Raw genomic sequence first — 13,273 nt, 5'->3', positions numbered from 1 at the left:
AAAAAGGGCCCGCAACAGCGGGCGCCGGCAAGTTAGTTAGTTCAGTCAGTGGTGGGGCGGAGGATCCGGGCCGGGTCGAGGGCGGTGAGAAGGGCGATCGCTCTAGCATGCTCGGCTTCGAGGCGCTTCAGACGCTCCTTGATCTCCGCCAGGTCTTCCTGAAGACGGTCGGCCCTGGCCTTCTGCGCCTCCGCCTCGCCCTTCCAAACCTCGGCGGTCTTGGCCTCCTTCGAGGCCCGGACGACGACATAGCCGCCGATCACGGTGGCCAGGATTCCGACGATTCCGAACGCGTTGAGGATCAGAGTGGATGTGTTCATAGGCTCCTATCTCTTCCGTGCGTCTATCAGGAAGGCAGTGAAACGGTTCAACTGGGCGCTGGTGCGTGAACCCGCGGACACCTCCCAAGGGCCGGTCGTCGGCACTGCACCCACGCGAACAGAGATCCGGCTGTCCTTGTCGAGGTGAACGACTCCGCGCAGTGAGCAAGTGAGGTAAGTGCTCGGCACAATGACGGAGTTGTACGACCGCATCAACTCCTTCTCTCCCTCGTTGGTTTGACTGATGGCGATCAGCCGGAGGGCGGGACGCCTGCTGATGTCAGCCGGCGACAGTGCGGTGACATCAGCAGTGATGAAGTAGGTGCCGCTGACTGGTACGGCGTACGACTCTCCGCCGATCGAAGTCCAGTTGCCCACCCAGTCCGCGGAATCCCATTTGAGAGTCTTGAAGGTTCCGTTGTCGGGAACACTGGTGACCGCCGTGGCACCAGCTACTGCGAGGCGGACCGGGTTGGCGAGTTGCCGATGAGTGTCACGCATGCGCGTGTTCATCGCGCTGGCATCAGCCAAGTCGCGACTCTTCCAGGAAGGAAAATCCAAGTCGGTTACCCCTTCATGCTCGATGCACCCGGAGCAAGCATCACGGCCCCGAAGCAGCTCCAACGCTCGTCACGGATGTCACTGCCGAACCCTTGCCAAGTGAGTCCGGTTCCCGTGCCGAGCACCTCGATCGAGAGCGTGTCTCCCTGGGCCAGGAAGAGGACATCTGTCCCGCTGAGGCCGGCCGGGTAGTTGGTCCGAGTGTTCTGTCGTTGGTGCAGGGAAATCAGGTTCCCGTTGCGCATCAGATTCATCTGATAGCTACCGAATGCGCCGGTCGGCCCGTCACGCTGGATAGCCAGGCAAAAGGCGGTCAGGTATACGCCTGATGCGGGGACGGTAAATGCCTTGGCGTCCTGGCTGAGTCGCCAGCCGCCGGACTCCTCCAGGCCGGCAAGGGACCAGCCGACGCGTGTCGTCTGGCCTGAAGGCACGCTGAAGGCCTGCGCTGACCGAGCGGAGACGCGGGGCGGGTTGTACAAGGCCTTGATCGGGTTGGTGATGCGTGACTGCATGAGGGCCGGCGTGATCTGCTCACCGTCACGCCAGTCTCCCGCGGATGCGAAGGGGGTGGGTGGTGCGGTGAAGGTGGGGGCTGGGGCGACCAACCATGCACTGAAAACGCCTTCCCACTCGCCGGCCTGCACGGTGTATGTGGGACTTGGAACTCCCGCCTCGAGGTAGACGGCTACGGCGATACTGTCCCCAGCCTCCAAGTGTGTGACCGTGGAGGCCGAGACGATTTGGTAGTCGTTTGCCTGCTGGACGATTTCCCTGACCGTGGCCACGCTAACGGCACCGCTAGAGGTACGACGGTAGAGGTAGATGATCACGCCGTCCCCTGCCGTCTGAGTGGCGCCGGCCTTCACGGTCACGCTGCCGGTCAGGACATGCACCCCGGTATCGGGAACCGTGAACCATCGGCGGTCCGCGTCGGCCACGAATCCGTTTGTCTCGGTGGATGCCCACCGAATGTGGGTAGAGGAGCCTCGGTTGATCGTCTGGCCGGGCACTGCTCCGCGGCAAGAGAGCCGAGGCGGGTCCGCAAGGTATCGCTGAGGATCACGAATCTGGGCCGTGAGCTTCTGGGCCGTGACGATCTCACGTTGGCTCCATGACTCGATGAGCGGTGCTGCCATATCACTCCAGGTAGGTCGTGTTCCCGAGTACAGAGGCGCGACTGTCTCCAAGAATCCACGTGGGCTTGCCGTCGCTCCGGCCGGGGATGGTAACTAAGTAGAGGCCCGCCCCCTCCACGCTGGTGTTCAACTCAAGGTCACCAGCACTCGCGTCAGCGCCCGGTGTTTCAGCGGTCAGGATGCTGATCTCGTAGGTGCCGAAGCGACCTTTGAAGCCCTCCCTTGGCACGACGCCGGTAGGCCATTGGTAGCTCGTGACGTGAGTGGAGGCCGTCATGGCGACGAAGACGGACATGAAGTTCTTGGAGGCCATAAGCGGGAGCTTGCTGACATTGTTGAACACGCGTATGTCGCTGACCGGGGTTACGGACTGGTTCAGCACGTCGCCATATCGGTAGACCAAATTGACGCATGTAGCTTGGGGCGAGCCGCCCAGGTCCCAGATTACCTTGGTGTCAGAGCCGTTGTAGGGCCAGCACGCCACGGCAAGAGAGATTTCTTGCGTGTCGTCCTTGATGATCTGCGGCAAGTGACCAGCGGGCGCCAGAAGTTTGGGGAATCCCTGCATGTTTCCGCAGATGGACACCACAAAGTCGTTAACTCGCGTCTCCGCTGGGACCGAGAGAGAAGCCTGAGGCTTACCTGTGTATGAGCTTGAGTTACTGGACACGAAGGCGGCGAACTCCTGGGCGTTCGGAGGCTGAGCCATCCATTCCTGACCGTCCCAGAAGAGGGCGCTTGGTCGGGTCCACTGCTTGCCGTCCCACACCTGCGTGCCGTCATCTACCCATCGCGTGCCGTCCCAGACCAGGGCGGCGGTGGGGTCAGCCATACTTAATCCAGACGTCTCCCGGCTTCGGGTCAGCCGGCGGTGTGGGGCCCGAGAAGACGCGCGCCGTTCCCACGTTGGGTGCTGCAAGGGGACGTTGGGTGACGATCTGGCCCTCCGCGTAGACGTTGCCGTTCAGGTCGACTCGGAACTGAGAGTCCACCCCGGTCTTCCGCCCGTCGCCGATGACGAACGCGGCCTTCGGCTGTGGCTGGGTGACGTCGCCGCGGACTTCCAGGGGAATGTTGGTATCTGTGCGGACCACATGTGTCACGCTGCCGTTCTGGCGCAGGGTCCACACAGCGCCGTTCGACCGGTCGCCGGCCCCGTCCTGGCGGAAGTCACCGAAGACGGTACCGACCTCGCCGGCTGAACCCTTGTCGGCGTACAGCTCGACCCACCGGACCTTGCTGTCGAGGTTGACTTGGTTGCCGGGGCCGAGCTTGACCGCCTGGTCGAACTTCCTGTCCGTGTACTCGCGATCCTTGTGGGGGTCGGGGTCTTCCTCGGTGTGCTTCTTGAATCGCTCGCTCAGGTTGACGGACAGCAGCTCGACGCGTCGCGTGCCTGCGTCGGCCCAAAGACGCTCAATGCCTGGTGGCCCGTAGAAGGGCGGGATGTAGCCGTACTTGTCGGCGACGAGGGTGGAGTTGTCCAGTGCGCCCTTGTCGGCATCCTGAAGGTCCATCAGCCGCGTGGCACCCTCGTGAGGGCCGTCCCAGATCGTCACGGGCCGGCCTGGTACTCGCTTGCCGTCAACGTCTTCCGCTACGTCGGCGGCGCTGCCGCCGAAAAGGCTTCGCTCCATGCGCGGCTCCTTACTCGTTGAACTGATTCGCCTCATAGATCCCGCTGAATACGATCGAGGCGCGGGATGGAAGGGTGAGAAGGTAGTCCAAGCCGTCGATGGCCCTGTTGCCGGACTGATTGAGGATCCGTATCGTCTGACCCTTGTTGCCCGACCAAGCCATGCCGGTAAGGTGCATGAAGTTCGGCAGTCCACCGCGTTCATCCACGTTCAGCATGTAGCCGGCGAAGGACTGGCCGATTTGGCCGTTGAGTGGCATGGGGACCTGGAAGGAAAGGGCATCCTGTCGCGCGCGGATATCGGAGTTGGAGTCATTCCGGTAGTCGACAGCGAACCAAACCATGTTTGGGGCGATCCACCGCCAACGCCCGTGACAGATCAGGCCCTTGGGGCTGGTTGCTGCGTTGATGAGGTCCGGGGTGTAGGTCCAGCTCTTTCCCAGGGTCCGGGATACTCCGAGGCCGTCGCGGCTCTTGAAGATCTCCTCTACCGTATGGCGTGCGTCGCTGTCGAAGTCGTAGGCAAAAGTCCCGTTAGGAAGTACACGCGTGGAGTCGTCGGCCCACCAAGGGAAGGCGACCCGAGGAGGCATGTCGAAGGGGGCGCGAGAGAAGAGCTCGATCCGTCCATTCTTGGCGGGCACCTTCACCTCATAGAGGACCATCTCCCATTCCTGCCCGGGTACGTGCTTCGGCTGCACCGGGATAGGGTTGGCTGACGGCTGGCCTTGGACGATTGCGAGGTTGACGGAACCCTTGGTCAGGTCGGCGCGAAGAACGATTGTGTCTCGCCTGTCCTTGGCTGCATCAAAGTTGGGACCAATGTCCTTGGAAAGGGAAGCGTCGAGCTTGTAGAAGAATCCCCCCACCCAGGCTTCTCCGGGCTGAATTTCCACGGTTCGGTCGCCCACGACGCGAGCGGCGAAAGGCAAGGTATCCGCGGCGGCCGATGCACTTGTGAGATGAGACGCCACGCGGTCCCCACCCCACATGGTCGCCATGGCTTGCCAGTCGGTTTGACTGACCGCCTGCCGGCCACCTTCGTCACTGTCCTTGTTGAACGGGTAGCTGATCTCTGCCATTCACATCCTCGCTTCCATCTTGCGCAACTTCTCTCGCATCTCCCATACCGTGCGGTACAGATTCAATGGGTCGCCGATACCCTGTTGGCCGATCTTGGGCGTGACGGTTTCGGTTCGACCGCCGTCCTCAATGGAGATGTTGACCTCTCGCACGACGTCGGCGTATTCCTCTCCGTCAACCGCAACGGTCACGATGTCGCCGACAAAGTAATCTCGGCCGAACTGGACCTGTGTCGTATTCACGGGATAGATTTGGAAATTGCCGTTCTTCTCGCCCTCTCGTAGGGCGGCAGTGGCGGCGTCGTCAACGGCCTTGAGGAAGTGATCCACTGCCACGTGCTTAGCGCTCTCGGTGGCCTGCACGAGCTGAACGCTGGCGGCTGCGGCACGTGTTGTTGCGGCTGTCACTGCGGCTGTCGCCTTGCGCTTCTCTTCGTCAGTGGTTGCTTCCTGTAGCTTCCGGTTCGCTTCCTCAAGTTGCTTCGCGGCCTCGGCGGACGCAGCCTTAGCCTTTGCTAGCTCCGGCGTCCACTCGTTGCCGTCCGGGCCTGTCCCCAGCTCCTCTGAGCCGTCCGAGTTCTTCTTGACTACTAGTTCGGCCTGGCCGTCCTTGCCGGTCTTGAGAGGGATATCACGGCGGTCCACGAAGGTCTCGCGCACGTATCGCCATTGCGTTTCGCCCTCAGCGTCGATCTTCTGTGACACGTAGCGGTCGCTACCCTCTCCCTGACAGGCAATGATGGCCCGGGTTGTGCGAGGCCCTGAGAGAGTCCAAATGAATTCTCTCAGGTTGCCGAGGTCAGGCGAGAAGCGGATTTCCTTAGAGAGGTCGCGCGGTTTGAAGACCCTGAGCTCAATCCGCTTCGAGTTTGGATTCCAGAGCAGTCGATAGCCGGTGTCTCGGTCCTTGCACCAACTCTCGAAGAGGGTGCCGAGGTTGTCGTACCGTAGAGTGCCGCCTACGTCCTTCCCGATCGGATCGGGGACGCTGGGGTTTCGCCCGACGTCCACCTCTGGCCGCTTGCGGCCGGGTAGGGCTCGACTTCCCCATGCCATGTCCGCTTCGGTCCATAGGGCTTGGCCGGCTGAGAAGCCGACAGTGCGTTTGTCCTGGCCTCGCCACTGGTCCTTGATCGGGAGTGGTGTCATGCGGTCTGTGCCGGCTCCGGAGACTGCGGGGAGCGCGAGATAGCCGTAGGGGATGGCATTGTCGCATTTACCTCCGATGTAGAGGCTCCCCTCTCCGGGGTGCTGCTGATTGGTCCAGTATTTTTGGATCGTTTCTATCTGGCCCGAGAAGATCGGCTCAGGAACATCGTCCTGATAGACCGCGATTCCGCCGCCTCTATCAAGAAGTTCGGCTTGGGGTGTGCCGGCCTTGATAAGGAGTTGCCATGAGCCCTGCTGGTTAAGGCGAATGACGAGATCGAGTTTCATCCATGTGTCGATTTCGCCGATTGCCGGTATGTTCCCGTTCTCATCAGGAGTGCCCCGAACGACGACGCGATAGCTCATGCAGTGTCCCTAATAAGTCTCGTATCGAGGTCTGATCGTCATCTTCAACTTGGCGTTGCTGCCACCGGGAACCATGTGAATGCCGATAGTGGAACGGCCGAACGGTAGAGGCCAAAGAGCCGGATTAGCGTCCAGCTTCGGCCAGAAGTTCGTTCCGTCGTCCAGACGTAGTGTCTTAACGCCAGGCCGTGTGTCGATGGTGAGCGTGCGTCCGCCGGGTATGAGGTCGCTGGTTGGCTCGCTCGTGATACCGAACGATCGGGTCGCGTGCGTGAACTTGAATGCGCGAACAGGTCCACGAATTTCCCAGACAGGCCAAGCGTCGGTGTCGCCGGGGTTGAGTACAGGAAAGGCATCGCTGGACACGAGTCCTTCGCTGAGCTTCAGAGGGAAGATAGGTGTGGCACTGCCTAGAAAGGGGCTGCCCCGCCCAAATACCCATTCCGCTACATGGAAATCATCTGTCCAGTAATAAGGGTCCATGGCCGTGAGTTGGATGCCATAGCGCATCCAGCGGAAGCCCGCGGAGTCGGCTCCCTCGTTCCCCTCTGCCCCGCCCTTGTAGTAGCAGGTCAGGTAGCGGGGCGGTTGGCCAGCCTCCTGGATTTTCAACACGCAGGCACCATTGCGCGGATTGAGGGCGCGAATCAAGTTGCGTTTGAGCTCCCGCAGCGTGTAACGGTCGACGCCGTACAGGTAGACGGGAATCATGATTTCCCGTGCCGCTACGCGTGCATCTCTAAAGGATGAACCGTCGAGATTGGGGCTTACATCTGAGTGAATCTCAAAAGGCGGCATGTCCAGGCCGGTTGCGCCAGCCTGCATGAAGATTGCAGGCCAGTGCCGACCCTGGAAGCCGGTCAGGGGAATTTCCTCTCCCTGACCGGCATTCCCGGTGATCGAAACGTAGGTGTGACCCCAGTCCTTTAGCTGAGGGGGATTTGGTGGAAGGGAAGGAGGGTCCTCCACTTTGAAATCCCACGATGCTGCGATGGGCAATGAGACTCCTTTCGATCAGAATCCGTGCATGGTCTCCAGGTACTGCATGGCCCTCATCACGGCCTGAGTGGAGTCTTCGGCCGTTGCCTCATGTACGTGGATTTCGTAGCGGTTTCCGAGAAGGTCACGTGTCTCGGTGTTGCTGTAGACGCGCTCACCGCCGTGGAAATTGACCAGTTCCGGCCCACGTTCGCCAACCAGTGCAAGGCCGGCCGTGGCGCTTCTCGTCCCCGTCCAATAGCCCTTAGGTGGCAAATTCGGGTTTGCCTGCTGGACGTTGGATATATCGCCGTAGCGGCCGCGAATATAGTTGATCACGGAACTGAGGTTCGCTATCGGGTCAAAGACGTCCCAGCTCGTTCCCGCCTGGTGATACGCCTGGAACGTCGGGTCGATTACCTGACCCAAGCCCTTGGATGGAGTTCCGGCCTGCGCGTTGGAGTCCCAGTTATTTACTGCTCGGGGGTCGCCGCCGGACTCGCGCATGACGAGCGTGACGAGGCCCTGGAGCCACTGGGAACCGGATACACCAGTAAGGCGCATCGCGGCTGTGATCCACTCCGTGAGCTGACCGGAGCCGACGCCACCGCCGCCGTCGAACAGCGTCTTGGGGATGCTGCCAGGCCACGGCTTGAACGCCGGCCCCGAATCGGTAACAGCACCTGTTGGACGGAGGGCGGCAGTAGCAGCGCGGGCGTACCCGCGCGTGTGCTTAAGCCGGTTGGACTCGTTGCCGCCGATCGTCTCGTCGGGCCCGACCATCAGATTGATGTGGGCGTCGCCGCCGTAGGTCAGCAGGTCACCAGGACGCGCCTCGCTGACGGGCACATGGCGCATGGCGGCGTTCCACTGCGCTACGGCAGGCCAGCGATTCGCTGGCGCCCCGTGCGGCGATCCGCCGTACTGGGCGTTCGCGCCGGCCTGGTCCACCACGTAACTGATGAAGTCGGCACACCAGGCCTCGAAGCTGCCGCCTGTGTACTTGGCGCCTCCGACTGCCGGCGCCTCCGTCGTGAACTCGCGTCGCGCGACCTCAACAACGCGGCCACCGCCACCGAGGTGATCATCCCAGTACTTGCCCAACTTCTGGAGCCACGGCAGTGCCTTCCCGAAGGACTGGGCCTCGAGCTTGCCGGCGACTCGGAAGGCGGATGAAACTTCGTCCAGGCCGGGCTTCACGGTGGAAGGCCAACCCTTGGCGATCGCCTCGAAGTACCCGCTGTAAGGATCGTCCTGGTGCTTACGGACCCATGCCCCGCCGTCACCGGTAGAGCCGGTGAGCGGGCGAACGATGCCACCTCGGGCAAAAACGTTTCTGCCCCGCCGGGCAGCTTCGTTCCATTCGAGGATGCGGTCCCGGCCGAGCGCACGAACGACCTCGGGCCTCAAGATGCCTTCACCGGGAGAGAGGACCGCGGGCACCTTGTCTATCCCCGGCAGGTAGCCGGGCACGATGCCGCCAGTGCTGAAGTGCACAGGGCTCAGTGGCTGGTCGGCGCCGGCCAGGTTGGCCATCGCGGCCATCATGGGCACGGTGCCTCGGTTGTACGGACCGGAGATCGTGGACCTGGTGGAAGAGTCCACGTAGGACATTGACGACTCCCACACCGAGCGGATCTCACTGGCGCCGGCCTGGAAGAAGGACCGCAGATTCGACAGGCCGCCTCGAAGACCGGCGAAGGATCCGAGCACACTCGACGTCGACCCGGCCACCTTGCTCTGAATGTCCGACCAGGAAGCCGAATTGGCTGACTGAAAGGATTTCTCTGCCTGTGTAAGCGGGCCCTGAAGGTGCTGGACCCAGCGCTGCTGTGCAGGCTGAATCTCCGCGTCGATCGCAGAGCGCACCTTGCCGGCGATAGCCGACCAAGCGGTATCAGAGGCGGACTGGTGAGACCTGAGCGCCTGGGCCTGCGCCGACATGGCAGCCTGCTCGCGCTGTACGGCTGCCTCGATGGCGGCAGCCATCGAGGCGAAGGCCTCCGCGATACGAGCGGCAGCATCCTCTACGGCCGCGGCGTCCGGAACCGGAGTCACGGATGAGTTGGCCGGCGCCGCTTCGCCGCCCTCAGAAGCATCCAGTCGAGTGGCCGGTGTACCCGTTCGCGCTGTGCGGTTGAGGCTGAGAATCGTTCGGTACCCAAGGGCCCGAACAGCGTCGGGTCTCAGCACCGCTTCCCCGGGTGACAGGCGAGCGTGCACGACATCGCGGCCGGGGGAATAGCCAGGAACGATACCGCCGGCCGCGAAGTCCCAGAGGCCCTTGGTGTTGGGCATGGCTTCCTTGGCCTGCTGGTAAAACTCGTCCCATACCTGTTTCGCGTATTCGCCAGGGTTGCCGGCTATTTCCTGAAGGCCGGCAAAGGTATCCTTGAGTTGGTCAAGAGGCTCGGTGACCATCTCTTTTACCTCATCGACCGCTTCGAGGAAAGCGCCCTTCGGATCGGTGACGGTACTGACGGCGGTCTGCACGATGGCCTTGACGGAGTCCCAGACGCCCGTTACGAGATCCTTGACCATTTGCCAGAGCGATTCCGGATTGAGCATGTCGCCCAGGAAGTCACCGGACCGCTCAGCTAGGTTTCCTTCTCCCTTCCAGATGTCATCCCAAAAATACTTTCCTGCGGACGGAGCAATTGCACCGGCAATGATGCCGATGAGCTGACCCATGCCGGTAGGCGTACGGCGGAGAAGATCCGGCATGTCATTGGAGAACCAATCAACGATGCCCCGAAACTTCGAAGAGGCGCCGCTGCCAGCAGAACCGCCGCCGGCTTGCGCTCCCCAGTCCGCGACGTTGCGGCCGGTGCGACCGCCGATGCCGTGTGCTGTCGACATGAAGCCCACAGAAGAGCCGTAGAGGCTGACGATCTGAGAGATGTCGAAAACCTCGCGCTGCTGGGCGAATCCGTTGAAGAACGGAAGCTTGCCTGCGCCCGAAGTGCCCATGGCGTAACGGGAAAGATGACCTCGCGCCGCCGCGGCATTCCACGCGTCAATCCGAGACGGCCCCAGGCGGTGAGCGACCTCAGGTCTCAGAATCGCCTCACCGGGAGACAGCAGAGCGGGAATGGAGTCAACTCCCGGCGCATAGCCGGGGAGTATGCCACCGAGCGCCTTCTTGGTACGGTTCTTGTTCGCCACACCTCCACCACCGCGACCAGTGGCGTTGTTCACCTTTCCTATGTTGTCATCAAGGTCGTCGGCCTTTTCCGCTGCCTTCTCCAGCGCGCCCTTGAGCGAGTTGACCGAGCGAGTTGCGTCACCGACTCGTGCCCCGTTGATTTCGCGGAGTCGGCTGTTCGTGGTGCTGAGTTTGCCATTCACGCTATCGACGGCTGAATAGAGGGAGTTGCCGCCGCCCTTGAACTTGTCCCGCAGTGAAGCAAGAGGTTTGCCGTTCAAGGTTGTCATCCGATCGATGGCTTCCTGAATGGCGCGACGGACCTCACGAACCTTCGGCTCGGTCCAATCGAACTCCTGCCTAAGAGCCTTCAGCGGTCGCTGATTGAGATCGGTGATCCGGTTGTAGACGTCCCGGGCGCGACTGTCAGCGGTCTCGGCCTTCTGTGAGAGGTAGCTGAACTCCTGACGGACGCTGCCGGTTGTCCGGCCGTTGAGCGCTTCCACCGCTGCGGCGGCCTCACGGATGCGCCGCTCGGCGGCCTGGGCTCGTTCTTTCAATCCCTCAACGGCCTGAGTCACCAGCTCCAGGCGCTCGCGGTTGAGGGGGTCGGTGCCCTGCGTCCGCACCTGACGAAGTGCGCCCTCGGCGTCTCGGGCAGCTGCCCTAATCGACCGGCCGGCGTCGCTGCCGATGGCATTGCTGACATCCTGCAACTGAACGTTGTTGACCTCGCGCAGGCTGGCCTTAAGCGCGTCGATGCGAGCATTGACCTCGCGAAGCTGACGCTCCAGCTCGGCTGTGTCGGCCTGAACGCGGACCTGCTGACTGTTGCGGCCCATGAAGCGGTCGGCGCCGCGGCGTATCAGGCCGCGGTCATCACCTCCCCGCAGTTCGGCCCGTCTGCTGCGGTACCCGTCACGGAAGGATCCGCCTCCGGCCTGAGCGCGTTGGCCGGCGAGGACCTGACGGCTGGTGCGAATGAGTCCGCGGCCACCCTGAGCAACGCCTTGCACAACCCCGATGGCCGGGTTCATCAGCTTTGCGAGCTTCCCAACTCCCTTGGTGAGGAGGCCGAAGGCTATGAGGAAGGGGGCGGCGACGGCGGCGATTTTGGCTGCTTCAAGCACTGCATCCCGAAGCCCTGGATGTTCGTCGAGGAAGTCAACAGTGGACCTGATCCAGTCGGTGAAGGTGCCCAGGACACTGAAGAACTCTTCGAGGAGCTCCGGCGTCAACTTCAGGGCGGTCCGACCGATGCCCTTGGCCTCGTTGAGGATGCCGCCTTCGAACTTTCTGTCCTTGCCACGCTCACCCATGATGGCTTTGCCGAGGCCGGTGTACTCGAACGAGCCGTCCTTGTTCTCCGAGTAGAAGAGCTTGCCGAGGGCGACCTGACCGGACTCCTTCATCTGCTGGATGCGCCCGGATATGGTTGCGCTGCCCATCCGTGCAGCCGAGCCCTGGATTCCGTTCTTCTTGTCGCCCCAACGCTCAAGGAGCTTGTCTATGAGCTCGGAGCCTTCAATGCCACCGGTGTTCTTGGCGTCCGCCATGAATTCGTACATTTGGGCCGACGCTGTTTGCTTCTTCGTCTTTCCGGGGTTCTGCGGATCCTTGACCTGACGGTCTTTGAACCCGTACATCCTGGCCAGTTCGTTGGCCGGGATGCCCGTGGCCCTCTCCAGCTGCTTCATGTTCCGCATGGGGGTGCGGCCCATATCCAAGATGACCTCAGTGGCATACATGCCTTGAGACACCATGTGCGGATCCATGATGCCGCCGTAGGCCGCCTGGTCGCCGATCATCTCTACGATGTCGCCAGCCTTCGCGGCTACGCGCTTTGACCCCTTTCGCTTACGCTCAGGGTCGGAGGACTGAAAATCCTCGTCATGCGAGGCGAGAGCACGTGCATACCGCGTGCTGTACTTCTGCATGTCTTGCAGGCTGTACGGAGTTTGAATGGCGTACTTCTGCATCTCTTTGAGAAGCTGGTTGACATCTCTCAGCTCCAGGCCCATGCCGTGAAGGCCGGATTGGGCCTGCATGAGTGAATCCGCAGATTTGACGCCAACGGCAGTGAGACCGGCAGCCAGTAGGCCTACGGGGCCGATGAGGTTGTGAGTGATGAGGCGGCCGGTCTCGGTGGCCTGCGTCCCGAAGCGATGCACGTCTTCACCAGCGCGCTTCCAGCCCCTTTGGAAGTTGCTGAAGAAACTGCCGTTGTAGGTCTGCATCTGCCGCATAGCGGCCTGGTGCTCGCGGATCTGCGTCTGAAGAGACTGGCGTGTGGACTGAAGGGCTGCCAGCTCATTCAACACGCGGGCACGGATGGCCGCCTGAATCTCTCGCTGGGCCTGAACGGCCGCGGCGGCCTGGGCCCGCTCGGCACGGATCGCCTCGCGCTCACGCAGCCGAATCATCTCGATGCGGCCTTGTTCTGCTACACGCCACCGAGTAGCGGACTCCGAGGCCGCACGACCCTCCTCCGCCACAACTTGACGAGCAGCGGTTCGCGTGGCGGCGCTGGTGCCTTCGAGGAGCTTGCGCTTCTCAGCCTCCAGGCGCTGAGCCTCGCGGAAGCGAGCGCCGGCCTGAGCGCCGTACTCCCGGGTGATCTGCCGCTCGATAGCGCTCAGGCTTGCCTCTGTATCGCGGGCCTCGCGCTGAACGGCCGAGCTGGCGCGCTTCGCAGCGGCAGCGGCCGCACGAGGAAGCCCGTCCATGCCGGCCTCAGCACTGCGGCTGAACTCACGGCCGGCGGCCGCACCAGCGGCCTGCATCTGCTTGGTGAGTTCGCCACGAAACTCCGAGACGGCCGTCTGACTGAGCTTCGGAATGATCTCGATGTATCCACTGCCGACCTTGATAGGTCCACGAGTCGATGCCATATGACC

At 62.3% G+C, this 13,273-nt stretch carries 9 protein-coding genes; all 9 read right to left on the bottom strand.

Features of this window, described 5'->3' with window-relative positions:
• Nucleotides 1-41 precede the first annotated feature (41 nt).
• The 9 genes from FGW37_RS05360 to FGW37_RS05320 all read right to left on the bottom strand — a co-directional run bounded on the left by FGW37_RS05360 (nt 42) and on the right by FGW37_RS05320 (nt 13,267).
• A complete protein-coding gene (locus FGW37_RS05360) occupies nt 42-320 on the bottom strand; it encodes a hypothetical protein (RefSeq protein WP_246430281.1) in 279 nt (92 codons plus the stop codon).
• Between the two features lie 6 nt (nt 321-326).
• Nucleotides 327-851, bottom strand: a complete 525-nt coding sequence (locus tag FGW37_RS05355; RefSeq protein WP_179080008.1) for a cadherin repeat domain-containing protein — start codon at nt 849-851, stop codon at nt 327-329.
• Nucleotides 852-886: 35 nt separating this feature from the next.
• Nucleotides 887-1,822, bottom strand: a complete 936-nt coding sequence (locus FGW37_RS05350; RefSeq protein WP_179080007.1) for a hypothetical protein — start codon at nt 1,820-1,822, stop codon at nt 887-889.
• A 199-nt stretch (nt 1,823-2,021) separates the two neighbouring features.
• Complete coding sequence (locus FGW37_RS05345) at nt 2,022-2,852, bottom strand: hypothetical protein (protein ID WP_179080006.1); 831 nt, start codon at nt 2,850-2,852, stop codon at nt 2,022-2,024.
• Nucleotides 2,845-3,657 carry a hypothetical protein gene (locus FGW37_RS05340; RefSeq protein ID WP_179080005.1) on the bottom strand — a complete coding sequence of 271 codons (813 nt, stop codon included), beginning with the start codon at nt 3,655-3,657 and terminating at the stop codon, nt 2,845-2,847. The genes FGW37_RS05345 and FGW37_RS05340 overlap by 8 nt, the downstream gene beginning before the upstream one ends.
• Nucleotides 3,658-3,667: 10 nt before the next feature.
• On the bottom strand, nt 3,668-4,738 hold the full coding sequence (locus tag FGW37_RS05335; protein WP_179080004.1) for a hypothetical protein: 1,071 nt from the start codon (nt 4,736-4,738) through the stop codon (nt 3,668-3,670).
• A complete protein-coding gene (locus tag FGW37_RS33200) occupies nt 4,739-6,253 on the bottom strand; it encodes a Gp37-like protein (protein WP_246430280.1) in 1,515 nt (504 codons plus the stop codon).
• 9 nt (nt 6,254-6,262) lie between these two features.
• Complete coding sequence (locus tag FGW37_RS05325) at nt 6,263-7,252, bottom strand: phage tail family protein (RefSeq protein WP_179080003.1); 990 nt, start codon at nt 7,250-7,252, stop codon at nt 6,263-6,265.
• 15 nt (nt 7,253-7,267) lie between these two features.
• A complete protein-coding gene (locus tag FGW37_RS05320) occupies nt 7,268-13,267 on the bottom strand; it encodes a transglycosylase SLT domain-containing protein (RefSeq protein WP_179079111.1) in 6,000 nt (1,999 codons plus the stop codon).
• Nucleotides 13,268-13,273 lie beyond the last annotated feature (6 nt).

It is taken from the genome of Streptomyces rectiverticillatus, from assembly GCF_013394065.1.
GTDB lineage: Bacteria > Actinomycetota > Actinomycetes > Streptomycetales > Streptomycetaceae > Streptomyces > Streptomyces rectiverticillatus.
Note: the sequence above shows the minus strand (reverse complement) of the source record. Positions and strands in the feature narration are given on the sequence as shown.

Excerpts from the sequence above, each read along its gene's own strand:
- FGW37_RS05360 (WP_246430281.1), bottom strand. The coding sequence starts at position 320 with ATGAACACATCCACTCTGATCCTCAACGCGTTCGGAATCGTCGGAATC.
- FGW37_RS05345 (WP_179080006.1), bottom strand. The coding sequence starts at position 2,852 with ATGGCTGACCCCACCGCCGCCCTGGTCTGGGACGGCACGCGATGGGTA.
- FGW37_RS05340 (WP_179080005.1), bottom strand. The coding sequence starts at position 3,657 with ATGGAGCGAAGCCTTTTCGGCGGCAGCGCCGCCGACGTAGCGGAAGAC.
- FGW37_RS05335 (WP_179080004.1), bottom strand. The coding sequence starts at position 4,738 with ATGGCAGAGATCAGCTACCCGTTCAACAAGGACAGTGACGAAGGTGGC.
- FGW37_RS33200 (WP_246430280.1), bottom strand. The coding sequence starts at position 6,253 with ATGAGCTATCGCGTCGTCGTTCGGGGCACTCCTGATGAGAACGGGAAC.
- FGW37_RS05320 (WP_179079111.1), bottom strand. The coding sequence starts at position 13,267 with ATGGCATCGACTCGTGGACCTATCAAGGTCGGCAGTGGATACATCGAG.